Annotated in this window: 19 protein-coding genes; 8 read left to right on the top strand and 11 right to left on the bottom strand. The window is 51.9% G+C overall.

Translation table 11 applies throughout. From position 1 onward, the window contains the following. Positions 1-42: 42 nt before the first annotated feature. On the bottom strand, positions 43-1590 hold the full coding sequence (locus BOC67_RS14955) for a methylmalonyl-CoA mutase (protein WP_291911351.1): 1548 nt from the start codon (positions 1588-1590) through the stop codon (positions 43-45). A gap of 96 nt (positions 1591-1686) precedes the next feature. Between BOC67_RS14955 and BOC67_RS14950 the strand changes: the two genes are divergently transcribed. After that, positions 1687-2595, top strand: coding sequence for a M23 family metallopeptidase (locus tag BOC67_RS14950; RefSeq protein ID WP_291911348.1), 909 nt, complete (start codon positions 1687-1689; stop codon positions 2593-2595). A gap of 12 nt (positions 2596-2607) precedes the next feature. On the opposite strand, the gene BOC67_RS14945 is transcribed toward BOC67_RS14950, so the two are convergent. The 4 genes from BOC67_RS14945 to BOC67_RS14930 form a co-directional block, all read right to left on the bottom strand. Beyond that, the gene (locus tag BOC67_RS14945; protein ID WP_291911346.1) at positions 2608-3138 is read right to left on the bottom strand and encodes a hypothetical protein; all 531 of its coding nucleotides are present in this window, start codon (positions 3136-3138) and stop codon (positions 2608-2610) included. Positions 3139-3263: 125 nt separating this feature from the next. Then, positions 3264-4457, bottom strand: coding sequence for a pyridoxal phosphate-dependent aminotransferase (locus tag BOC67_RS14940; RefSeq protein ID WP_291911343.1), 1194 nt, complete (start codon positions 4455-4457; stop codon positions 3264-3266). 144 nt (positions 4458-4601) lie between these two features. Next, positions 4602-5315, bottom strand: coding sequence for a DUF4397 domain-containing protein (locus tag BOC67_RS14935; RefSeq protein ID WP_291911341.1), 714 nt, complete (start codon positions 5313-5315; stop codon positions 4602-4604). Positions 5316-5375: 60 nt separating this feature from the next. After that, complete coding sequence (locus BOC67_RS14930) at positions 5376-6569, bottom strand: serine hydrolase (protein WP_291911337.1); 1194 nt, start codon at positions 6567-6569, stop codon at positions 5376-5378. Between the two features lie 216 nt (positions 6570-6785). Between BOC67_RS14930 and secDF the strand changes: the two genes are divergently transcribed. Beyond that, positions 6786-9950 carry a protein translocase subunit SecDF gene (secDF, locus tag BOC67_RS14925; RefSeq protein ID WP_291911334.1) on the top strand — a complete coding sequence of 1055 codons (3165 nt, stop codon included), beginning with the start codon at positions 6786-6788 and terminating at the stop codon, positions 9948-9950. Between the two features lie 212 nt (positions 9951-10162). Here secDF and BOC67_RS14920 read toward each other — a convergent pair whose 3' ends face one another. From BOC67_RS14920 to nusB, 5 genes are all read right to left on the bottom strand, one after another. Continuing rightward, positions 10163-10462, bottom strand: a complete 300-nt coding sequence (locus BOC67_RS14920; RefSeq protein WP_291911332.1) for an iron-sulfur cluster assembly accessory protein — start codon at positions 10460-10462, stop codon at positions 10163-10165. 59 nt (positions 10463-10521) lie between these two features. Beyond that, positions 10522-11121 (bottom strand): dephospho-CoA kinase, encoded by a 600-nt coding sequence (gene coaE / locus BOC67_RS14915; RefSeq protein ID WP_291911329.1) that lies wholly within the window; start codon positions 11119-11121, stop codon positions 10522-10524. 90 nt (positions 11122-11211) lie between these two features. Next, positions 11212-11556 carry a preprotein translocase subunit YajC gene (gene yajC / locus BOC67_RS14910; protein ID WP_291911325.1) on the bottom strand — a complete coding sequence of 115 codons (345 nt, stop codon included), beginning with the start codon at positions 11554-11556 and terminating at the stop codon, positions 11212-11214. Between the two features lie 28 nt (positions 11557-11584). Further along, positions 11585-12025 carry a DUF1573 domain-containing protein gene (locus BOC67_RS14905; RefSeq protein WP_291911321.1) on the bottom strand — a complete coding sequence of 147 codons (441 nt, stop codon included), beginning with the start codon at positions 12023-12025 and terminating at the stop codon, positions 11585-11587. Between the two features lie 34 nt (positions 12026-12059). Further along, complete coding sequence (gene nusB / locus BOC67_RS14900) at positions 12060-12956, bottom strand: transcription antitermination factor NusB (protein ID WP_291911318.1); 897 nt, start codon at positions 12954-12956, stop codon at positions 12060-12062. Between the two features lie 296 nt (positions 12957-13252). On the opposite strand from nusB, the gene groES reads away from it, so the two are divergent. The 4 genes from groES to BOC67_RS14880 all read left to right on the top strand — a co-directional run bounded on the left by groES (position 13253) and on the right by BOC67_RS14880 (position 16581). Continuing rightward, positions 13253-13534 (top strand): co-chaperone GroES, encoded by a 282-nt coding sequence (groES, locus tag BOC67_RS14895; RefSeq protein ID WP_073079175.1) that lies wholly within the window; start codon positions 13253-13255, stop codon positions 13532-13534. A 61-nt stretch (positions 13535-13595) separates the two neighbouring features. Then, positions 13596-15230: a chaperonin GroEL gene (gene groL, locus BOC67_RS14890; RefSeq protein WP_291911314.1), complete on the top strand. Its 1635-nt coding sequence runs from the start codon at positions 13596-13598 to the stop codon at positions 15228-15230. A gap of 295 nt (positions 15231-15525) precedes the next feature. After that, a complete protein-coding gene (locus tag BOC67_RS14885; RefSeq protein WP_291911311.1) occupies positions 15526-16020 on the top strand; it encodes an FKBP-type peptidyl-prolyl cis-trans isomerase in 495 nt (164 codons plus the stop codon). 57 nt (positions 16021-16077) lie between these two features. Beyond that, positions 16078-16581 carry an FKBP-type peptidyl-prolyl cis-trans isomerase gene (locus BOC67_RS14880; RefSeq protein ID WP_291911309.1) on the top strand — a complete coding sequence of 168 codons (504 nt, stop codon included), beginning with the start codon at positions 16078-16080 and terminating at the stop codon, positions 16579-16581. A 54-nt stretch (positions 16582-16635) separates the two neighbouring features. On the opposite strand, the gene BOC67_RS14875 is transcribed toward BOC67_RS14880, so the two are convergent. Beyond that, the gene (locus BOC67_RS14875) at positions 16636-18936 is read right to left on the bottom strand and encodes a S41 family peptidase (RefSeq protein WP_291911306.1); all 2301 of its coding nucleotides are present in this window, start codon (positions 18934-18936) and stop codon (positions 16636-16638) included. A 187-nt stretch (positions 18937-19123) separates the two neighbouring features. Between BOC67_RS14875 and BOC67_RS14870 the strand changes: the two genes are divergently transcribed. Together BOC67_RS14870 and BOC67_RS14865 are read left to right on the top strand one after the other, a co-directional pair. After that, on the top strand, positions 19124-20551 hold the full coding sequence (locus BOC67_RS14870; RefSeq protein ID WP_291911304.1) for an L-serine ammonia-lyase: 1428 nt from the start codon (positions 19124-19126) through the stop codon (positions 20549-20551). 12 nt (positions 20552-20563) lie between these two features. Then, positions 20564-23362: a hypothetical protein gene (locus BOC67_RS14865; RefSeq protein ID WP_291911301.1), complete on the top strand. Its 2799-nt coding sequence runs from the start codon at positions 20564-20566 to the stop codon at positions 23360-23362. Positions 23363-23364 lie beyond the last annotated feature (2 nt).

The raw sequence follows: 23364 nt of genomic DNA, 5'->3' as shown, positions 1-23364 counted from the left end.
CAGTTATTTTGTGTCGCAATTTAATATTAAATATTTTTTTCCTTAATGATATTCTCCCCATTCGGCGCGAAGGGCGTCGGCAATTTCGCCGAGGGTAGCCAGGTTTTCCACGGCTTCCACTACGATGGGCATTAAGTTTTCCGTCGTATGCGCTGCGGCGCGGATGCGTGCCAGCAGGGCGTTTACGGCTTCGTTGTTGCGACGTGCGCGGAGGTCCGCCAGCCGCCCGGACTGCACCTTACGGATGCTGTCATCAATCCGGAATACTTCCGGCGGATTGTTGTCCGTGGAGGTGAATTTATTTACGCCTACAATGATCTTCTCCCCGCTCTCAATATCCTTTTGGTAGCGGTAAGCGCTTTTTGCAATCTCATCCTGGATGAATCCCTGTTCGATTGCGCTGACGGCGCCGCCCATGGCATCTATCTTTTGTATCAGCTCCCATGCCTTGCTCTCCACTTCATTGGTGAGGGCTTCCACGTAGAAGGAGCCTGCCAGCGGGTCTACCGTATCGGGGATGCCGCTTTCGTAACCCACGATCTGCTGGGTGCGCAGCGCGATGCGCGCCGCCTCTTCGGTAGGGAGGGAGAGGGCTTCGTCGTAACCGTTGGTGTGGAGCGATTGCGTGCCGCCCAATGTGGCGGCCATGGTTTGAATGGCTACCCGTACAATATTATTGAGCGGCTGTTGCGCTGTGAGGGTGCTGCCGCCGGTTTGCGTGTGGAAGCGCAGCATTTGCGCCTTGGGGTCCGTAGCGCCCAGCTCCGTGGTGATCTTCGCCCACATGCGCCTGGCCGCGCGGAACTTTGCAACTTCTTCAAACAGGTGGTTATGGGCGTTGAAGAAGAAGGAGAGGCGTTTGGCGAATACGTTGATGTCCAGCCCTTTTTCCAGGGCCGCTTTCAGATAGGCCTTCCCGTTAGAGAGGGTGAAAGCCAGCTCCTGTACGGCGTTGGCGCCGGCCTCGCGGATGTGGTAGCCGGAAATGGATATGGTATTCCATTTCGGTACTTCGCGGCTGCAATAATCAAATATATCGGTAATGATACGCATGGAAGGCTTGGGCGGATAGATGAAAGTGCCCCTGGCCGCGTATTCTTTTAAAATATCATTCTGGATGGTGCCGGAAATCTTTTTCAGATCGGCGCCCTGCTTTTTGGCAAGCGCGATGTAGAGGGCGAGCAGAATGAAGCCGGTAGCGTTAATGGTCATGGAAGTGGAAATCTTTTCCAGCTCTATGCCTTTGAAGAGCCGCTCCATATCTTCCAGGGAGTCAATGGCTACGCCTACTTTTCCTACTTCCCCTTCGGACATCGGGTGGTCGGAGTCGTACCCTATCTGCGTAGGCAGGTCAAAGGCCACGCTGAGGCCCATCACACCCTGGCTGAGCAGGTAATGGTATCGTTCGTTGGATGCTTCCGCTGTGCTGAAACCTGCGTACTGGCGCATGGTCCAGAGCTTGTCACGATACATGGAGGCATGTATGCCGCGCGTAAAAGGAAATTCCCCGGGAAGTTCATGCATGGGCACTTCCTGCGTATATACCGGCGCAATCTGAATGCCCGAATCGGTTTGTATTTGCTTTTCCATCGTAGATTGGTGCTGACGTTGCAATGTTACATAATTATTATGGTACTTCGCCGTGGAGAAAAATATTGATATTTTGCAGTAAAGTTAACGCCACCGATGATCATCTACCTGCTGCTTGGCATTACGTTACTCCTGGCTTTTTTCAGCATCCGGCTTATCTGGAAGTCGGGCCGCCGCCCGCTGCCGGCCGCTTACAGCACATTATTGGCAGGCTGCGCGCTCGCCGTGTTCCTCTATCTCTTTGGTACCTGGGTGTACCTGACCATCTATGCAGGCTATGCCTTTGGGGTACTGGCCTTGCTGGCGCTGGCAGGGAGCTGCTTCCGGAAAAAAGATCAAACACTGCCGCCGCCGCGCCGCTGGAAGGTAAGGCTAAACCTGTTTTTTACTGGCTTACTAACGGTATTGAGCATACTCTATTTTACCGGCACCACCGGCAAGCCGGATGTAATTGAGCTTTCATTCCCGTTTAAAAAAGGCAGTTACTTTGTATTACAGGGTGGGAAGGGGCTGCCGACTAACCTGTTTCATTTTAGCCTCCGGGGCGCCGTGTACGCGATGGATATTGTAAAGCTGAACCGCTTCGGCGGCCGGGCCAACCGCATCTTCTCCCGGAACCTGCATGACTACGAAATTTTTGGCGATACCGTGTACGCGCCCTGCAATGGCCGCGTGGTAAGGGCTTACAGCAACAACCCGGATAATATCCCGCCGAATATGAAGCGGGGGCCTAAGAACACCAACCAGGTGCTGATTGAAACGGCCAACTGTTATATTTTTATGGGGCATCTGCGAATGAACAGCGTGCTGGTGCACGAAGGGGAGGAGGTGACTACCGGGCAGCCGCTGGCTAGCATCGGTAACTCGGGCTTCAGTACGGAACCGCACCTGCATATACAGGTGCATTTTAAACAGCCGGGTATCCCCTGGTACCTGGGCTATCCGCTCTATATTCACTTCAATGGAAAAGGCTACCTGATGAATGAGGTGATCCGCGTCAGATAGCCTTTTCGGGAATTATTTCATCAGCTTTTTTGCTTCGGTATTGATGATCTGCGCTACCAGCTCGGAAGGGGAGGCGCCTGCTTCGGCAAATACTTCCAGCAGCTGCTTGTTCAGCTCCATGGCCGGCGCATCCGGCGGCAGCGTGGCAGCCACCTGGTTGATCACGGAAATGGTTTGTTCCTTCAGGGTTTTGATGGCATCCCAGGTTTGGGCGGATACATAGATTTGCTGGGTAACGTTATGATCGTATTCCGCTTTGATCTGCTGCACCATGGCCAGCTGCATATCCACCGTGGTCATGCCCGGCTGATAGATGCGGCTGATCAGGCTTTGCGGCGATATTCTTTCCACGTACAGCGCCATGCGCTCATAGGCTTGCAGCTGCAAAGGCAATATGGTGCTGCTGTTGCTGTTGTTATTGGAAGGCGCCGGCTCCCCCGGCTCTTTGGATGGCTTCTTCTTGATCAGGTCTTTGGCGGTACTGTATATCATATACCCGGCGCCAAGCGCCAGCACGATGTACAGTAGTTTCTGAGTATCCATGTATCTATTCAGGTTTTTGCAGATACAAATGTAGAAAATAATTATATAAATAATGGAGAGAGGGGAAGGGACCTTTTCGATCTCTTCCCCTCTCTGAATAATGTTAGTATAACAATCTGCCGGAGTTAGCTCAGCTTACCTAACCATTCCTTCATGCGTTTTACGCCTTCCTGCAGTTTGTCCATAGAGGTGGCGTACGACAGGCGGATGCAGTTGGGCTGCTGGAAAGCCGCGCCGGTAACGGTGGAAACGTGCGCGCGGTGGAGCAGGTACATGCAGAGGTCATCTGCGTTATTGATCGTCTGCCCTTCGTAGGATTTACCGAAGAAGGCGCTCATGTCCGGGAACATATAGAAGGCGCCTTCCGGATCATTCACGAGTAATCCCGGGATTTCTTTCAGGGCTTCGTGAATAAAGGCACGGCGTTTTTTGAATTCAGCTACCATGGCATGTGCGGAGCTGAGGTCGCCGGTGAGGGCGGTAACGGCTGCGCGCTGCGTAATGGAGCAGGTGGCAGAGGTGAACTGGCTCTGGATTTTATCGCATGCCCTGGCGATGTCCAGCGGTGCGGCCAGGTAGCCGAGGCGCCAGCCGGTCATGGCAAAGCCTTTGCTAAGGCCGTTGATGAGGATGGTCCTGTTTTTCAGGTCCCCGAACTGGGCAATGCTTTCATGTTTGCCCACGTAGTTGATATACTCATATATCTCATCGGAGATGATGTAGATATTCGGATGTTTTTCGAATACTTCCGCCAGCGCTGCCAGCTCTTCTTTGGAATATACTGAACCGGTAGGGTTGCAGGGGGAAGAGAACATGAACAGCTTGGTTTTAGGCGTGATAGCGGCTTCCAGCTGTGCGGGCGTGATTTTATAATTGTTTTCGATGCCGCAGGGCACAAACACGACTTCGCCCTGGCAAAGTTTCACCTGTTCGGAATAGGTGACCCAGTAAGGCGTAGGGATGATGACTTCATCTCCCGGGTCTACCAGTGCGAGTACGGCATTGGCCAGGCATTGTTTGGCGCCGGTACTCACCACGATCTGTTCCGGCGTATAGTCAAGACCGTTATCGCGTTTCAGTTTGTGGATCACCGCCTGGCGCAGGTCAGCGATGCCCGCAACGGGGGTATAGTGGGTAAAGCCTTCGTCGATCGCCTTTTTGGCAGCTTCGCGAATATGCTCGGGCGTATCAAAGTCAGGTTCTCCAATACTAAGGTCTACAATGTCTATTCCCTGGGCTTTCAGCTCTCGGCCGAGCTTCGCCATTTTGATGGTTTGAGGCTCGGAAATCCGGGACAGCCTCTCTGCAAGTTGATTCATAAGTTAATATCGGATTGACCAGGACAAACCTACACAAAAAAAAGAAAAATCTCAGGGAAAGATATCCGCAGCTGCCGTATAAACGCAGAAGGGGCCGGATGATCGGCCCCTTCTGCGTTCAAAGGAATGAATATTTTCAGGCGATTAGTAAGCGCCGTAGATAACGTTGGTGCTTGGCTTATCGTTGCCGGTGCTGCCGGCGTTACCGGTAACATATGCGGTGTAAACGCCGCCGGTTTGCAGGCTGCTGACCTTCAGGCTGTTGTTGGTGGCTACTACCTCGTTGGTACCAGCTTTTTTAACAGTGATCACATTGCCTTCGGTAATATCGTTGAAAGTGGTGAAATCCGGACGGAAGTAACCATCTGCGTAAACCACGTTTTCAAATACTTTTTTGGAACCCATGTACACGTCAACCGGGCCAATGCTGGCGGACAGGTTGTAGAAACGCAGGTTAACGGAGGTAGGGCTGTAGTTGGTCAGGTTGGATTCCACGAAAGCCGCTTTCACCGGGTTGCCGCCATATACCATGTAAGTATAGTAATGCAGGCTATCCAGCTGGCTGCTGGCAGTGGCCAGTACGGAATCTTTACCGGCAACGGTCATTTTCATTTCGTGAGGACCGCTGTAACCGCCGATCACTTCGGAGAAGAAGCCGGTGATACCGGTATTGGTGATTTTTTTACCATTGTCGTACAGGTCCATCGTACCGGAGTAGGTCGACAGGTTTGCCACATTCAGCCAGAATGTAGGGCGCTGCGGTGTCGTGTCCACATTGTTCTTCAGACAGGAAGTCATTCCCATAGTCGCGGCTATCAGCACTACAATAGCCCATACACGATTGATCTTAGTTAGCATCTGCTCTCAGTTTTTAAAGTATGTGTGAATTTAGCTGTTTAAAGGCTTACCGATCGCGCCCTATGGTTGAAAGCGGCTCAGATCGGGTATTATTGGCTTTGGTCTTTCCAGTTCTATCGTGTAAATCAATTCGCCCAGCGCCTGTAAAAACGGTTTCCCGATTTCTTCGAAGGCCCGCTGATCATCCCCCAAAATTCCGTCATGGTTGACATGTACTGTGGCAGACAGGAGAAATTCGATGTTATTTCCAAAGTCAGCAATATAAGCAGTGTCCGTCAAAAATCCATACGCCCATCCCGGTTTATTGAAAATGCGTATTTCCGGGGGGATCACCGCCTGTTGACTTCCGCCGTAGAGCAGGAACTTGCAATAAGCCTGGTGATACTGTTGGTGATCATAAACAGGGTCCTCCGACGCTGTTGGATATTGCGACATACAACGATACAAAAATGAATAGTCGCCATCCGTTAAACGGTAGCGCTGCTGATTTGTTACAGCCTCCGGAAAAAAAATACTCCGCATGATTTCATGGAGGCTGGCTAAGGGCAGCCGGTTGCGGATGGAGAAGTCCATCGGGGCCCGTTCCACCGTGCCTTTATGGGTGCGCCAGGCTTTCCCGGCCAGGTCGTGCCGGGGCGCAAATGCCAGCGTGCTGCAGGCGGCCGGCTGCTCATAAATCACCTGGTTGCCGCGCTTGAACTTCATGGCATTGGTATGCCGGTTTGCCGCTTCGTGGAGGGGAAGGCCCAGGCGGTGGCGTATCTGTACATCCGTGTAGCCGTTTTCCCAGAGGCGGCGGTTAAATGCCTCCTGGCCAATGAATTCATAGAGCCGGTTATAGGCGTCGTTATCGCTTATAAGAAATATTTTTTTAATATAGTGAGAGATACAAGCCAGCCCCCGGGACGCCGTTACGTCCCGGTGAACGCCGGTGTTGATGCCGGCTAACGGGTTGATAAACATAGCCGTATGCATGTCCAGTCCGGGAATATCGAGGTCGCGGAGCTTCTCCAATGCCAGGATGGCCGCCGGCAGCTTTACCGTCGATGCCGGGTAGGAATAAACGTCCGGACCGGCCTGGAACCTGAAATCCCGGAACCGGGGCCGCTGTTGCTCGTCCCGGTCGATCTGCGTATAAATTACCTGTAGCCGGAAAGGCTCCGCCCGTCTGAAAACCTCCTCCAGTATGCCCTTTTTTCTCCTCCACCAGCTTTCCGGGAAATAATCTGTTGTGCGATAATGAAGGGTTTGCATATATTTGTCGGTATTAACGTGCTGTAAAGCAATGGAAATATATTAAAACCAGCAGAAACCAGAATCGCAGATTTGTAAAATTTATGTGCCAACAGTCCAGCAAACTCAAGCCGGCAGCTAATTTGCGCCTATTTTCGAAAGGGCTTTAATATATCAATTTAAATTCTATCTTTGCAACTCTTAAAAATTTTTTATTATAAACCCGAAACAAATAGTATGCAACTTAAAGGACTGGTAAGATTTTTTGCCATCGCACTGATCCTTATCTCTTTGTACCAATTGTCCTTCACGTTTTTGGTGCGGAACTATGAGAAGAAGATAGAGCAGCAGGCCGAAAAGGACATCGCCAAACAGTATCCCTCCGCCGCGCAGAAGTATCCTGGAAATTCGCAATTACAGGGTTTTTATGCCGACACGCTTAAAGGCTATGTAAAACAAAGAAGACAAGAGATCGTGGATAGCACCAGCAATAAAGAGATTGCAGGGTTTCCATGGAACGTGACCTACAACAAAGCGAAGGAAAAAGAACTGAACCTCGGTCTTGACCTCGTGGGTGGTATGAACGTAGTACTGGAAGTAAGCGTAGAAGATGTAGTACGCGCTTTATCCGGTCAATCCAAAGACCCGGCTTTCAACAGAGCGCTGGATATGGCTAAGGAAAGAAAGAAAACCAGCCAGACCGACTTTGTTACTTTGTTCGGACAAACGTATGCGGAAGTTGCTCCCCAGGGCAAATTGGCGAACATCTTCGCAAATGCGTACCAGAAAGACATCAACTTTAACTCTTCCAACCAGCAGGTGCTGGACATGATCCGCAGGGAATCCAAAGCGGCCATCAAAAACACCTATATCGTACTGCAAAAACGTATCGATAAATTCGGTGTGGCACAGCCCAACATCAGCCTGGACGAAAATAAAGGTCTGATCTCCGTGGAGCTGGCCGGTGTGGACAACGCTGAACGCGTTCGTAAATACCTGCAGGCTACCGCTAACCTGGAGTTCAGAGAAGTGTACAAAAACAGCGCGGATGTACTGCAGAACATCCTCTCCCCAATGAACGACGCCATCAGAGTGGCCCTGGGAGATGCTCCTGCAGCGAAAGACACCGCAGCTGCCGCTAAAAAAGATTCAGCCGCTGTTGCCAGCGCGCCTGCCGATACCGCTAAAACCGGTAGCCTGAGCGATTACCTCGCGAAAGACAGCGGTAAAGCAAAAGCTGATACCGGCCTGGCTTCCCAGGAAAAACTCATGAGAGAACAACAGAAACAGAATCCGCTGTTCGCTGTACTGTTCCCCCGTTACGACCAGCAATCCGGCTCCATCATCCCTGGCCCGTCCGTGGGTATGATGCTGCCTAAGGATACCGCTACCTTCCGCCGCTACCTGGCCCTGCCGGGCGTGCAGGCAGTACTGCCAAAAGATGCGGTGTTTGCATTCGGTCCTGAAAACAAAACTGATAAACACGGTCCGCTGGAAGTGTACATCCTGAAAGTGAACCCGGCTAACCCTGCTCCGCGTGTTGGCGGCGAAAGAGTAATCGAAGCCCACCAGGACGTTGACCAGAACAACCAGCCTGAAATCAGCATGACCATGGACAACCAGGGCGCGCACGAGTGGAGAAAACTCACCGGCGAACTGGCTCCTACCAATCCGAAAGATCCGTTTACATTCAACTACGTTGCCGTAGTACTGGATAATATCGTGTACTCCGCTCCATCCATCCAGGGCGAAATCTCCGGTGGCCGTTCTTCTATCACCGGTAGCTTCACCCCTGAAGAAGCGGGCGACCTGGCAAACATCCTGAAATCAGGTAAAATGCCGGCTCCGGCGAAAATCGTTCAGGAGCAGATCGTAGGACCTACCCTCGGCGCTGAATCCATTGCCGCAGGCGCTAAATCCTTCCTGATCTCCTTTGCCATCATCTTCGTACTGATGCTGGTATATTATAACACTGCCGGTTGGGTAGCCAACATCGCGCTGATCCTCAACCTGCTGTTTACCTTCGGTATCCTCGCTTCCCTTGGCGCAACGCTCACCATGGCCGGTATCGCCGGTCTGGTACTGACCATCGGTATGGCAGTGGATACAAACGTAATCATCTTCGAAAGGATCAAGGACGAGCTGACGCACGGCCTCTCCTATGCGGACGCGGTGCAGAAAGGTTACAAACGTTCCCTCGCTCCTGTACTGGACGGTCACGTTACCTCCCTGCTCACTGCCTGCATCCTGTTCTACTTCGGTCTTGGTCCTGTACTGGGCTTCGCCACCACCCAGATTATCGGTCTGTTACTGTCCCTGTTCTGCGGTATCCTGGTATCCCGTATGGTGACTGACTTCTGGATGAAGAAAAAACGTCACTTCGAATACTTCACGCCAATTTCCCGTAAAGTATTTAAACACGCTGCTTTCGACTTCGTAGGCAAACGTAAATATGCATACATCATTTCTGCCATCGTGATGATCGCAGGCGTATCTTCCTTCTTCCATGGTTTCGATCACGGTATCGACTTCTCCGGTGGCCGTAGCTTCACCGTACGTTTCGAGCACCCGATGAAATCCGACGAAGTAAGAGCTGCCCTGCACCAGGAATTCGGTTCCGAGCCTTATGTGAAAACAATTGGTAACACCAACCAGCTGAACATCACTACCGCTTACAAAATCGAAGAGCAAAGCCTGGAAGTGGATAAGGAAGTTACTTCCAAACTGTTCCATGGCCTGAAGAAATTCTATGATCCTTCTGTAACGGAAGATGCTTTCACCAACCGTTATATCGTAGGTTCACAGACCGTTTCTCCAACCATCTCCGATGACCTCCGTTCCGGTGCGATTAAAGCGACCATCCTGTCCATCGTGGTGATCTTCCTGTACATCCTGCTGCGTTTCAGCAAATGGCAGTACTCAGTGGGTACCATCTTCTCCCTGCTGCACGACGTACTCGTTACCCTGGCAGTATTCTCCTGGTGCAGAAGCTTCGTACCGTTCACCCTGGAAATTGACCAGCACTTCATCGCTGCGATCCTCACTGTAATCGGTTTCTCCATGAACGATACCGTGATCGTGTTCGACCGTATTCGCGAATACTTCCGTACCGGTACGCACGGTAAGGATCGTGACACCGTTATTAACAAAGCGATCAACGATACCCTCAGCCGTACCGTAATGACTTCCCTGACGGTATTCCTGACCATCCTGATCCTGTTCGTGTTCGGTGGCGAGGTAACCCGCGGTTTCGCATTCGCTATGCTCGTGGGCGTTATCACCGGTACTTACTCCTCTATCTTCGTAGCGGCGCCTGTACTGGTAGATTTCGACAAGCACAATCAACTGGCCAATGAAAGCGAGTCAGTACCTGCTTCCAAAAAAGAAGTAGCTGCCAAGTAAGCTTAACTGGAAAAATGTTTGATAATATATAAGGCTGGCTCGATAGAGCCAGCCTTTTTTCATGACTGCATGCCTGAAGAAAGCTGCCAGGCCCACAAGCTGCAAATCCCGCAAGCCGCCACCCCCTGCAAGCCGGTAATCCCCCACACCCCAGCCCACAAAAAAGGCCGGCCCCAGGGCCAGCCTATTCCTGATATAAAACTGTATTTACATTATTGCGGTGCGGTGAAAACAAACCCGCTGCTTTCGTCCTGCTGCCGGTAATCGATCTCCATACCGGCCAGGTACATGGTATGCGCCTTTTTCATGATCACCGGGATGCCGGCGATCTCCATTTCGATATCATCCGCTGCCTTCTGATCAAATCCTATCATATAGCCCATGCCGGAACAGCCGCCTCCCTTCACGCCTACGCGCAGGTAGGGCGCCGTTGCGATGCTGTGCAGCAGTTCCTTCACCACGGCTTCTGCGGCCGGTGTGAACTGCAGCGCTACGTTAAAACCTGCTTCCATTTGTCTTTGATTTTAAGCAAAGGTAGGTAATTGAGGCATAAGGGGGATGCACGGAAATGTCAGGCTTTTTCAGCCGCCAGCTGCAACAGCTTTTGGTGCAGTTCCAGCACCTGGGGAATGACCATATGCTGCTCATCGTTATAGATAACGTAGTCGCTTAAACGCATTTTGATGGTTTCGTCGATCTGCTTGTGCATCCTCGCCAGCACGTCGTTGCGGGATACATTGTCCCGCTTCATGACCCGGAGTATGCGCAGGGGCTGGGGGGCGCTCACGCCAATGATTTTATCCAGGTGGTGGAAGGATTCGGTTTCAAATAACAGGGCGGCCTCCTTGAGTACGTAAGGCGCTTTTTGTTCTGCGGCCCAGTTGTTGGAGTCGCGTATCGTAGCCGGGTGTACGAGGGAATTGAGCAGTGCCAGTTTGTCCTTATCGTTAAACACGATATTGCCCAGCAGCTTCCTGTTGAGGGCCCCGTCCGCCTCATAGACTTCAGGGCCGAAGTGCTGTTTTACCTGTTCAGCCAGTTCTTTATCTCTAACCAGAATGTCTTTTGCTTTATCATCTGCGTAGTAAACCGGCACCCCCAGCAGTTCAAAAATTTTGCTGACGGTACTTTTGCCGGAGCCGATGCCTCCTGTGATTCCAACCTTTAACATAGCCTGAACAAGTTAGCAAAAATTGCTAAAAACAAAAGCCTGCGCAAAGAAAATTCCCTGCGCAGGCTTTTAGTATAAGTTGTCGGATTATTACGCTTTTACGTTGGCGGCAGGCTGGTTCAGCGCTGCGGAGTACTCCATGCTGATGGTGGAGCGCTCGATGGTCAGGGTAGTACCCGGCGCCACTTCCATAACGAGGGTTTTACCGTCGTCATTGAATTTTTTGATTTTACCGTGGATACCGGCAATGTTTACGATTTTGTCGCCTTCTTTCAGGTTTTCGATAAATTGTTTCTGCATTTTGGCTTTTTTGGTCTGAGGGCGGATCATGAAAAAGTACATTACCACGATCATACCACCAAAGATCAGCATCTGTGGGAGCGCGCTGCCACCGCCTTGTGCAGGAGCTGCTAATAAAACATTCAGCATATTCATCTATAATTGATTTAATAGTTTATTAAAATTATTTCTTTACGATATTGCAACGGATGATGGGTCCTACATGATAGCCTGCGCCATCGTTGAGTTTGAGCGCTACTTCCTTCTGCGTATAGCCTTCCTTGCCGGCGCTGTCAAAAATTACTTTGATATAGGCGGACTGGCCCGGCTTCAGTGGTTCTTTCGGCCATTCAGGTACGGTGCATCCGCAGCTGGAAATGGCGTCTTCGATAACCAGGTCGGCCTTGCCGGTATTAGTGAATTTAAAAGAGTATTCCACTTTTTCGCCCTGGACGATTTCTCCGAAATCGTGGGTTTTTTCTTCAAAGGTAATAGCGATGTCCTTGCTGTTGATGGTTTTTTGCCTGATGGAGTCGATGGCGGCGGCTTTGCGGCCTTCTTCGCCTCCGTTACAGGCGGTCATTACCAGGCAACCTGCGGCAAGGACATAGAACAGTGCTTTCATGATGATGCAATTTGAGTAAAAATAGCTATTCCGGTTATTTTTTCGGACGATCCTGTTTTTTTACCAGCTGTTCTTTTTCCAGGTCCTTCAGGATGTTGTCCAGGATGCCATTGATGAACTGACCGCTTTGTGGCGTGCTGTACGCTTTGGCCAGGTCGATATACTCATTGATGGTCACCTTGGTAGGGATGGTAGGGAAGTAGAGGAATTCGCAAACCCCCATTTCCATCAGTAGCATGTCCACAGCGGCAATACGTTCCGGATCCCAGTTCTGAAGCTTTGGTTTAATCAGCTCCAGGCAGTATTCTTTTTTATCGATTACCGTCAGCAGCAGCTCTTTGGCATAATCCAGTTTCTCCTTGCTGATCAGTTGCATAAAATTGAACAGGTGCGGTTTGTTGAAGTAGTTGCTGAGCAGGATGTTCATCATGTCCGCATCATCGCCCCAGTGCAGGAAGTTGTCTTCCATATGCTGGAGGAACAATTCGCTTTTTGCCAGTATTTCTTTATAGATGAACTCCAGTATTTCCTTTTCCCCTGCTTTGCTGCGCTGTTCATCCGCAATATAGGCTTTGTAGGTATCGGTAGCTACCAGCAGGTTGTACATTTTACGTATCAACTCTTCGTCTGCCAGGTGACGCATCTTCCACTGTTCCAGGTTTACCTGGAAGCCCTTGTCGCTAATCAGCTGGTAAAGGAATTCGTTACCGGCAATTTTGGTATTTACCTGCAGGTCTTCTGCGGATGGCAAATGTTTGGATGCACGGGCCGCGGAGTCAATCTCTGCGTATTGTGCTACCTGTGCTACCGAATAAAGTAAATAAGTAAAGATCTGGCAGGTCTGATCCAGCTTTTCGTTTAAAAGTCTGGTAGCCGTACCCGGCTTAATACTGCTTTGCTCCATCGTTTCCAGGGCGTAAAGTGTTTGCATTACTTTAACCCGGATATTTCTTCTACTGATCATCGTATAAAAAAGAACTGGTATAAGGGCGCAAAAGTAGATAAAAAAATCGATATTTACGGATTCCCGTCCTGTTGTGGGCGTTAAATTCCGCTTAAAAGCACGGCGCTCTGTCATTTTTTCCTGGGTTCAGGGATGATTTGTCAGTATGAATGGCACATACGGCCTGGAAAGGCTGAAAATTTGACCCATATTGGCCCTTGGCATAATTCTCGTGGGCCTTGAGAACACAAAAAATTCAACTACTTCTTTAAATAAAAACTACTATGGCTAAAAAATTAAGTATTAAACCTTTAGCTGACAGGGTAATTGTGAAACCTGCAGCGGCAGAAGAAAAGACAGCTGGTGGTATCATCATCCCGGATACTGCAAAAGAAAAACCTCAGAAAGGTACTGTTGTGGCAGCTGGCCCTGGCAAGAAAGATGAGCCTGTAACTGTTAAGGTGGGAGATACAGTACTGTACGGTAAATACTCCGGTACTGAGATCAGCATCGAAGGTGGTGACTACTTAATCATGCGTGAATCCGATATCCTGGCAGTGGTTTAATCCAACCCCTCCTGATGATATCCGGTTAATTGTATCAAAATCTAAAATACTTTAAAGAATCATGGCAAAGCAAATATTCTTCGATATAGACGCCCGCAACAAAATGAAAAGAGGCGTTGACGTTCTGGCAGATGCAGTAAAAGTTACCCTGGGTCCTAAAGGCCGCAACGTGGTAATCGAAAAAAAATTCGGCGCTCCTGCTGTAACTAAAGACGGTGTTTCCGTTGCAAAAGAAATCGAACTGGAAGACCCCATCGAAAACATGGGCGCCCAGATGGTAAAAGAAGTAGCCTCTAAAACTGCTGACCTGGCAGGGGACGGTACCACCACTGCTACCGTACTGGCTCAGGCAATCATCAGCGAAGGTCTGAAAAACGTTGCCGCAGGCGCCAACCCAATGGACCTGAAACGCGGTATCGACAAAGCGGTGAAAGGCATCGTTGAAAACCTGAAAAAACAATCCGAAAAAGTTGGTAACGATACCAAAAAAATCGAACAGGTTGCTACCATCTCTGCTAACAACGACAGCGAAATCGGTAAACTGATCGCTGAAGCAATGAAAAAAGTTACCAAAGACGGCGTTATCACTGTAGAAGAAGCAAAAGGTACCGATACTACCGTTGAAGTAGTAGAAGGTATGCAGTTCGACCGTGGTTACCTCTCTCCATATTTCATCACCAACAGCGAAAAAATGCAGGCTGAACTGCAGAACCCTTACATCCTGATCTACGACAAAAAGATCAGCACCATGAAGGATATCCTGCACATCCTGGAAAAAGTAGCTCAGCAGGGCGCTCCGCTGGTAATCATCTCTGAAGACCTGGAAGGCGAAGCACTGGCTACCCTGGTGGTAAACAAACTCCGCGGCACCCTGAAAGTAGCTGCTGTTAAAGCTCCTGGCTTTGGCGACAGAAGAAAAGACATGCTGCAGGACATCGCTGTACTGACCGGCGGTATCGTTATCTCCGAAGAACAAGGTTACAAACTGGAAAACGCTGACCTGACTTACCTGGGCCGCGCTGAATCCGTAACTATCGATAAAGACAACACTACCATCGTTGGTGGCCGTGGTCAGAAAAAAGATATCCAGGCCCGCATCGGCCAGATCAAAGCGCAGATCGAAGTAACTACTTCCGATTACGATCGCGAAAAACTGCAGGAACGCCTGGCTAAACTCTCCGGCGGTGTAGCCGTTCTCTACGTTGGCGCTGCTACCGAAGTAGAAATGAAAGAGAAAAAAGACCGCGTTGATGACGCCCTGCACGCAACCCGCGCTGCCGTTGAAGAAGGTATCGTGCCTGGTGGCGGCGTAGCTTACATCCGCGCTATCGAAAGCATCGAAAAACTGAAAGGCGACAACGAAGACGAACAAACCGGTATCGTAATCGTTAAACGCGCCATCGAAGAACCGCTCCGTCAGATCACCGCTAACGCTGGTATCGAAGGTTCTATCGTAGTGCAGAAAGTAAAAGAAGGTAAAGGCGACTTCGGTTTCAACGCCCGCACCGAAACCTACGAAAAAATGCTGTCTGCCGGCGTAATCGATCCTACTAAAGTGAGCCGCATCGCCCTGGAAAACGCTGCATCCATCGCTGGTATGCTGCTGACTACCGAATGCGTGATCGCTGACAAACCAGAACCTAAATCCGCTGCTCCTGCAATGCCAGGCGGCCACGGTATGGGTATGGATTACTAATCTGATTAATAATCAGCATATTAAAAAAGCTCTTCCCCTACAGGGAGGAGCTTTTTTTTATGCAGCGCCCCCTCCGGCGCAGCCCCTCCTGCCCGCTGCTACTCCGGATATACGGCATACCGCTTTGCGCCGCCTGCCCCAAACGGGCAGCGACCGCCCGGCAGCGCCGGATCTTTCGCCCCATAAAAAAACCCAACAGCCCCTTCCCAGCGGATGTACGGTTAAATTTTCGTATTATGTAACTTTACAGGATCATAAGCCGTTTAAACAGCCAGAGAGAAAATCAAAGACGCGGATGAAATATCTATTTTTACTCCTTACTTCCCTTACTATAATCACTTTGGGCAGCAGCTGTACCAAAAGAGATGACATTAATTTTGAAGCTATCTACCGCGATGCATGGACCTCCGATAGCACTATCCGGAGCATCATCGGGCAGAAAAATGAATCGGCCTACAGGGACCCCTCCGGCCTTTATTACGTCATCCTCAAACCCGGGGATTCCGTGCATTACCTGACGCCTACTTCCATCCCCATCGTGTCCTACTCCTACCAGCTGCTCAACGGCAGCGTGGTGGCCAGCTCCTTTGGCCCGACGGATTTCGATAACATGCAGCTCAAAAATCATATCGCCGGCTGGCAGATAGGCCTGCGCAAAATTTCCAAGGGTGGCCGCATCCGCATGTATATCCCGCCTGAACTGGCTTTTGGCTCCATCGGCGTGCCCACGCAAAACATTCCTCCTAACGCAATCCTGATCTCCGAAGTGGAACTGGTAGATATCCGGTAAACTATTCGGGCAATTTTATATTTTCACGACAACTAAAAACAGCGCCAAACAACTACAATGAAGAAATTTCTCCTCCTGGGGCTCGCCGTTATCGGCATCCTCAGCGCATGTAAAAAAGACAAGGCAGACGATTTTGATGCACGTGCCCAGTTCGTTACTGACTCTACCAAGATTGAAGCTTACCTGGCCGCCAACAACATTACCAATGTGATCAAGGACAGCAGCGGGGTGGTCGTTGAAATAAAACAACAGGGTACCGGCAATGATACCATCCGGTGGACCAGCTATCCCACCGTTGCCTACGCCGGCTACCTGATGAACGGTACTACCCAGGGGGCTAAATTCGATAGTTCCGACTCTACCAACTTTGGCCTGCAGTCGCAAATGAAAAACCTTATCCCCGGCTGGTATATCGGGCTGCGTTATGTAAGGAAAGGCGGTATCGCACGCCTCTATATTCCTTCCTACTGGGCCTATGGTAAAAGCGGATACGGGAATGTGCCGGGTAATGCCGTGCTGATCTTCGATATCAGGCTGATCGACTTTTCTGTAGGTAACTAACCTTACCACTATTACATAAAAAGCCCCCGGTAATGCGTTACCGGGGGCTTTTCGTTATTTTTCAGCCAGTTCCAGCGCCTTGTCCAGCACCTCGTCCTTACCGGCCGCCAGGCCCGCCAGTGTAGGCGTTACCGGTACCTGCGGTACAATGCCTTTCAGGTGATGCTTGCTGCCATCATGGTTTTTCACGAGCATGCCGGTAAAGGCAAAGAAATAACCGCCTGGCAAATCCACCTGGTTAATATTGCCGTTGGTACCCGCCGTAGGCCCGCCAATAATGGTTCCCAGCTTTTCGTCCTGCACATAGCCCAGGTAACTTTCCGCGTAGCTAATGGCGCGGCCGTCCGTCAGGAAAAATACCTTGCCGCCTATATGCGGTTGCTCCGGCGCCAGGTTCCAGCCCAGGCCTTTGAAAGTCATATCCTGCTGATCCGGCCGGTTAAACCGGGGTACAAACATCCAGTCCCTGCTCTCTTTGGTGGTCATCAAATGCGGAATCAGCCCGTGGTTGAAGTTCGGATACCCCCGCAAATCGCATATCAGCGCCCGGGCGCCCGCTATTTCATGGATATGCCGGCGGATGGAATCCATGGGCTCCCGGTCCAGGTCAATATAATACACGCCCGGCTTCATCCATCCCATAGGGTAGGCGCGCCTGGTGGCGGCGGCATACGCCTGCGGCGTTAGATTTCGTGTAGCCGTTACCGTTTTAGGAATGCCGTTGTGCAGGATGTCCAGCTTTACCTCCGTGTCCGGCGCGCCGGAGAGCAGCCGGTCCATCGCCCTTTTGTCCTTCACCTGCGCGGAGCCGCTCATCAGGGCTACCTCCTGCGCCACAAAGGTTTCCACGGGTATGTTGTCGATGGCGGTCACCACATCCCCGGGGGCCAGCCGTCCTTCCAGGGACGGGCCTATGAGCCGGCTCACAGCCACCTTGCCGTCCGCCCGGGCAAACGCAGCCCCAACCGAATAATTTTGCGGCATATTGGCCATAAACACCCAGATATGCCCATCATTCAAAGGGGCCATCATTTTTTGCAGGGTAACGAGGAACTGCGCCGGCGTTTTATCCGTAGCGGCGGATTGCAGCGCCTGGCGCAGCAGCTGGTCCGGCGTGGCGGAAGCATCCTCCCAGTAAGGGAAAAAGTGTTTGAAAATATTCCACGCGATGATCACGTCCGCAAACCGGATGCCCGGCAGGTCCGCCGTTTGGCCTTTTTTGTACGTAATAGCCAGTGCTGTTTTTAGTTGTTGGAGAGAGATCGAATCCCCCATAGGGTAAGTATGCGCGTCCGTGCCATATAAGGCCAGGGGCACTGCCGCTTTGACCCCGCCGCCTAAGGCCACGCGTGCGTATTCCCCCGGTTGCGGAAAGCCATCGAACAGGGGAGCGGCGATCCCTTTCTGCAGCATCTTGGGTGCGAAAATCAGCGCCATAGCGGCTTTCCCGCTGCTGACATCCGTCGTATCCGCCTGCATGGAAAAGCCTTCCGCCTCTTTGCCTATATACCATTTTTCCGGTGTAAGGTTGCCATTATAGGCTTCGCAATCGCCGTTTGCCACGGGCGCCGCTATCCACCTGCCATCCTTGTTGATTTCCAGTTTGATATCGTCCGCCAGCACTTTACCGGGGTTCAGCGCCATGATGCCAAACGCCAGCACATCTGCATCCGCATTGATACGGCCGGTAATGGTATAGGTGGCCCACTGGCTGGCAACGGCCGGCCGGTCGTTCATGTTGTCGAAAAAGCCGTTCCGTTTTTTATTGTCGACCCTGAACCAGAGCTGGGCTCTCCCGCTGTAGTCCGAAAGGACTTTCAACCGGGCGGAATACCGGAATTCGCAATTGCGGTAAGGCTCCGCGTTGATGGATTGCATAACGGTAGACCAGCCGTTGCTGACCACTGCCGCCTCCGGCCGATTGATACGCCTGCTGCTATAGATCTGGTTTTTGTTCATTTCGTTGGAGATGCCCACGCCTTCATGCTGCCAGGCAACGGGCTTATACCCTTTTTTTGCCGGCGGCGTAATGGAGGGCAGGGCAGGTTCCCGCCCGCTGTACGCCAGGGCTGCCGGCGCTATGGGTTTGAAAAGCCGGTTCAGCGTATTGACCAGCTCCTCCGTGTTGCCGGCTTGTAAGACTTCCAGGCTGCCGTAATTGGCGAATTGCTCCCAGGAAATACTGCTGGCTTCATCGGAAGGATGGAAGTACCTGACGTAGCCGTAAAGCTTTGCAAAGGCTGCCAGATTAGTTTCCTGCCGGGTGGTGAGGGCCTGTTGGGCCAGGGAGGGTTGCTCACTGAAAAGCGCCGCCAGCAGGGCGGTAGCGGAAAACAGGACGCGGATAAGGTTCATGGAAGTGAAGGATTTGAAGCGACTGATACAAATAATGAGCCGTTCCCGGCGGCGGAGGCGCCGCTAGATAATTTACTGGAAAAAATTCCTGCTGCCGGCAGGCCAAAACTTATGATAAGTATAACTGCCGCCCGCGTTTTATCTGCTCAAGTTGCCGTATTTTTACAGATAAAATAAATTCATATTAGTGGCACACGAATGTATTTCAGTATTCGACATTTTTAAGATTGGCGTTGGCCCTTCCAGTTCCCATACCCTTGGTCCATGGCGCGCAGCGCTGCGTTTCCTGCACGACCTGGAAACAGCCGGCCGCCTGCCGGCCATCTCCCGCCTGCAGGTGCTGCTATACGGCTCCCTGGCTAAAACCGGCCATGGTCACGGTACTGACATTGCCGTTCTGCTGGGCCTCTGCGGCGATGATCCCGTTACCTTTGATGTAAACCAGATCAATCCTAAAATAGACGCTATCCGCCGTAACCGTAAAATGACAGTAGCGGGCAAATATGAAATTGACTTCGACCCTATGGAAGATGTCACTTTCCTCTTCGAAGAGTCCCTGCCATTCCATCCGAATGCGCTCACCTTCCTGGTGACCTTTAACGATGGCGAACAGCGGGCGGCTACCTATTATTCCATCGGTGGCGGGTTTGTGGTGCAGGAAGGAGAAAACGGCAGCAGCGCCAACCAGGTGGACCTGCCATTCCCCATCGATACCGCCCGGCAGTTGCTGCAATGGTGTATTAAAACCGGCTACAGCATTTCCGAGCTGGTAATGGAAAATGAACATGCCTGGCGCCCGGAAGCGGAAACCCGCGCCGGCGTACTCAATATCTGGCGGGTAATGCAGGAATGCACTTACCGCGGCTGCCATACCACCGGGGAACTGCCGGGTGGACTGAAAGTAGCCCGCCGCGCCGCGGCGCTCAACAAGAAATTACTGAAAGGCCGTACCTATACGGATTACGCTTCCTGGATCGACGCTATCCGCGCCGGGGGCGAGCATTTTACCTATACGCTGGACTGGGTGAGCTGTTTTGCCCTGGCCGTGAATGAAGAAAATGCTTCCTTTGGCCGCGTGGTAACCGCCCCTACGAACGGCGCCGCAGGCGTAATCCCTGCCGTGCTGCAGTATTTCATCGCCTTCTGCGATGGCCTTCACGACGATAAGATTATCCAGTTCCTGCTCACCGCTTCTGAAATCGGCAGTATCTTTAAAAAACGGTCTACCATTTCGGCGGCCATGGGTGGCTGCCAGGCGGAAATAGGCGTATCCTCCGCGATGGCGGCTGCCGCGCTGACGGAGTGCCTCGGCGGCTCCCAGCGCCAGGTGTTAATGGCTGCCGAAATAGCCATGGAACACCACCTGGGTCTTACCTGCGATCCTATCGGCGGCCTGGTACAGGTGCCCTGCATAGAACGCAATACCATGGGGGCTATCAAGGCCATCACCGCTTCCCAGCTGGCGCTGCAAAGCAATCCTGAACTGGCGAAAGTATCCCTGGACGCAGTGGTGAAAACCATGTGGGAAACCGCGCTGGATATGAACTCTAAATACAAGGAAACCTCTGACGGCGGATTGGCGGTGAATATCCCGATCAGCCTGAGCGAGTGTTAATATCTGACACCTATGCGCTATTTACCCGTCGCGTTACTGACGTTGACATGCCTGCAACTTTCTGCACAACAATTCGGAGGGAATCCCTCCAGCCTGAAGTGGCAACAGATCAATACGGATACCGTCCGGGTGATATTTCCTGCCGGCCTGGGGCATGCCGGCGAGCGTGTAGCCAACATCGTTACTTATCTGAACAGGTACAACCGCCTGTCTATCGGCCCTTTGCAAAAGAAAGTCAACATCGTACTGCAAAACCAGACGATGGAATCCAATGGGTATGTGGCGCTGGGACCATTCCGCTCGGAGTTCTTCCTTGCGCCGCCGCCAACCTCCTATAACCTCGGTTCGCTGAACTGGGTGGAGCAGCTTTCCCTGCATGAATACCGGCACGTACTGCAAAATATGAACTTCCGGCAGGGGGCTTCGAAAGTCTTTTCCTGGCTGGGTGGGGAAATGGGGCAGGCTGCCGCTACCAACATCGCGGTGCCAAACTGGTTCTGGGAAGGGGACGCAGTAACCATGGAAACGGCGCTGAGCCAGCAGGGCAGGGGGCGGCTACCCGCCTTCTTCGATGGCTTCCGCGCCCTGGCGCTGGCGCAGAAGGATTATTCCTACATGAAGATACGCAACGGCTCCTACCGCGACTATACGCCGGATCACTACCCGCTGGGTTACCTCATGAGCGTCTATGGCCGGGAACATTACGGTACCACTTTCTGGAAAGAGGTGACGACGGATGCCGTCCGCTTCCGCGGGGTATTCTACCCTATGTCCCGCAGCATGAAAAAGCGTACAGGCATGAACGTTACCGGCTTCTATCATGCCGCGATGCAGCATTACGACTCCATCTGGACGCGCTATGCGCAGCGGCCGGAGATCACGCCGGCGCAGCCCCTGCTGCCTGCGCCAAAAGTTTTCACGAATTATAAATACCTCTATCCTGCCGGTACGCCTAACGAATACGTGCTGCTCAAAGCCAGCTGGAATACCGTCCCCGGCTTTTACCTGCTGAAAGCGGATGGCAGCGCCACGCTGCTGACGCGGCCCGGCATCGTCTTCGACGATTACTTCAGCTACCGCAATAACCGCATCGTATGGGCAGCCGCCCGCTTCGATGCCCGCTGGGGCTGGAAGGATTTATCCGCCATCCGTATTTATGACAGAACAACCGGCCGTACCGCAACGGTGCCCGGCAAAGGCAAATACTACGCGCCTGACATCAATACTGCCGGCACAAAAGTGATAGCCGTATCCGCCACGCCGGATATGCAGTACAGCCTCCGGCTGATCAATACCGCTACCGGCGAAGTGGAAAAGATACTGCCCAACCCGGACAACTATTACTATACCAACCCGAGGTTCAACACCGCGGAAGATGCCGTCATCAGCGCTGTGCGAAATGCCAAAGGCGAAATGGCGCTGGTTAGCCAGTCGCTCGCCACCGGCGCCATCACGCCGCTTTCCGGCTTCTCCTATCAAATCATTGGCGCGCCGGTAATAGCCGGGGATACGTTGTACTTTACTTCCGGCGTGAAAGACGTTAACAACGTATATGCGATGACGTTATCTGGCCGGAAAACCTGGCAGGTTACGGACCGTCCGAATTCAGCCCTGTTTATGGCGCCATCTGCCAATGGCCTGGTGTTTAGCGAGTTTACGGCCGGGGGGTATCAACTGCTTACCACGGCATTTACTGCTCCCTGGAAAGAAGCAGACATTACCCGCGCGCAACAAGGCAGCTGGCTGCACCCGGATTTGAAGGAAGGCGGCAACATCCTGGACAAAGTGCCGGCGGACTCCCTTCCTGTAAAGCCATACCGGAAAACGACCGGTTTCTTCAACTTTCACAGCTGGGTGCCGTCGTTTAACGATCCGGAGTACAGCATCAGTTTGTTGGGGAATAATATCCTGAACACGACGTCTACCAGTGTCGGCTATACGTACAACCGCAACGAAGGCACGTCCACCGTAGGGGCTAACTTTACTTACGGGGCCTGGTTCCCCTGGCTGGGTACCGGGTTCGACTATACGATTAACAAGAATGCCTTGCTGAAAGGCAAGCGCTATTACTGGAACCAGCTGAGCTGGCATGCCGGCTTTACGATACCGTTGCAGCTTTCGTCCGGGATGTACAGCCGCTCCCTGTCGTTATCCTCCAACTACTACATTCAAAAGCTATACAGCGATCAGCTGCGGTTCCGCGTAAATCCGCAACAGTACAGCAGCAGCTCGCTCGTGTTCAATAACCAGCGGATTCGCGCCACACAACATATCCTCAGTCATTTCGGGCAATACCTGGCGTTGCAATACAACCACTCTATTGGTGCGCAAAAGGGCGAGCAGCTCTATGGCCGGTTTGACCTGAACCTGCCAGGCCTGGCAAAAAGCCATAGCCTGCAGTTGCAGGCGGCTTATCAGCAGCGGGATACGCTGGGTAATTACAGCTTTACGGATCGCTTCGTGTATGCGAGGGGGTATAATACGCCGTTTTACAATCGCATTTATAAGGTAGGGGCTAATTATCATTTCCCGCTCTGGTACCCGGATTGGGGCTTTGCACACCTGCTGTATTTCACGCGCATCCGGGCAAATGCCTTTTATGATTACAGCAGCGCGCATAACTACCTTGTGAAGCGGGATAACCTGTATCGTTCTACCGGCGGGGAGTTGTACTTCGATACGAAGATCGGCAATGTGATACCATTTACGTTCGGGATGCGGGTGAGTTACCTGGTTGATCCGGACCCGGCGGATAACGCGAAAACGAGAGTGGAGTTTATTTTACCGATACAACAGTTGTTTGCCTATTGACG

The sequence above is a fragment of the Chitinophaga sp. CB10 genome (assembly GCA_001870995.2).
Classification (GTDB): domain Bacteria; phylum Bacteroidota; class Bacteroidia; order Chitinophagales; family Chitinophagaceae; genus Chitinophaga.
Note: the sequence above shows the minus strand (reverse complement) of the source record. Positions and strands in the feature narration are given on the sequence as shown.

Coding starts and splice junctions, on each gene's coding strand:
- groES (WP_073079175.1), top strand. CDS start 13,253: ATGGCTAAAAAATTAAGTATTAAACCTTTAGCTGACAGGGTAATTGTG.
- BOC67_RS14930 (WP_291911337.1), bottom strand. CDS start 6,569: ATGCAAACCCTTCATTATCGCACAACAGATTATTTCCCGGAAAGCTGG.
- BOC67_RS14935 (WP_291911341.1), bottom strand. CDS start 5,315: ATGCTAACTAAGATCAATCGTGTATGGGCTATTGTAGTGCTGATAGCC.
- secDF (WP_291911334.1), top strand. CDS start 6,786: ATGCAACTTAAAGGACTGGTAAGATTTTTTGCCATCGCACTGATCCTT.
- yajC (WP_291911325.1), bottom strand. CDS start 11,556: ATGAATATGCTGAATGTTTTATTAGCAGCTCCTGCACAAGGCGGTGGC.
- BOC67_RS14920 (WP_291911332.1), bottom strand. CDS start 10,462: ATGGAAGCAGGTTTTAACGTAGCGCTGCAGTTCACACCGGCCGCAGAA.
- nusB (WP_291911318.1), bottom strand. CDS start 12,956: ATGCAAACACTTTACGCCCTGGAAACGATGGAGCAAAGCAGTATTAAG.
- BOC67_RS14885 (WP_291911311.1), top strand. CDS start 15,526: ATGAAATATCTATTTTTACTCCTTACTTCCCTTACTATAATCACTTTG.
- BOC67_RS14945 (WP_291911346.1), bottom strand. CDS start 3,138: ATGGATACTCAGAAACTACTGTACATCGTGCTGGCGCTTGGCGCCGGG.
- BOC67_RS14865 (WP_291911301.1), top strand. CDS start 20,564: ATGCGCTATTTACCCGTCGCGTTACTGACGTTGACATGCCTGCAACTT.
- BOC67_RS14875 (WP_291911306.1), bottom strand. CDS start 18,936: ATGAACCTTATCCGCGTCCTGTTTTCCGCTACCGCCCTGCTGGCGGCG.
- BOC67_RS14905 (WP_291911321.1), bottom strand. CDS start 12,025: ATGAAAGCACTGTTCTATGTCCTTGCCGCAGGTTGCCTGGTAATGACC.
- BOC67_RS14940 (WP_291911343.1), bottom strand. CDS start 4,457: ATGAATCAACTTGCAGAGAGGCTGTCCCGGATTTCCGAGCCTCAAACC.
- coaE (WP_291911329.1), bottom strand. CDS start 11,121: ATGTTAAAGGTTGGAATCACAGGAGGCATCGGCTCCGGCAAAAGTACC.
- BOC67_RS14880 (WP_291911309.1), top strand. CDS start 16,078: ATGAAGAAATTTCTCCTCCTGGGGCTCGCCGTTATCGGCATCCTCAGC.
- BOC67_RS14955 (WP_291911351.1), bottom strand. CDS start 1,590: ATGGAAAAGCAAATACAAACCGATTCGGGCATTCAGATTGCGCCGGTA.
- BOC67_RS14950 (WP_291911348.1), top strand. CDS start 1,687: ATGATCATCTACCTGCTGCTTGGCATTACGTTACTCCTGGCTTTTTTC.
- groL (WP_291911314.1), top strand. CDS start 13,596: ATGGCAAAGCAAATATTCTTCGATATAGACGCCCGCAACAAAATGAAA.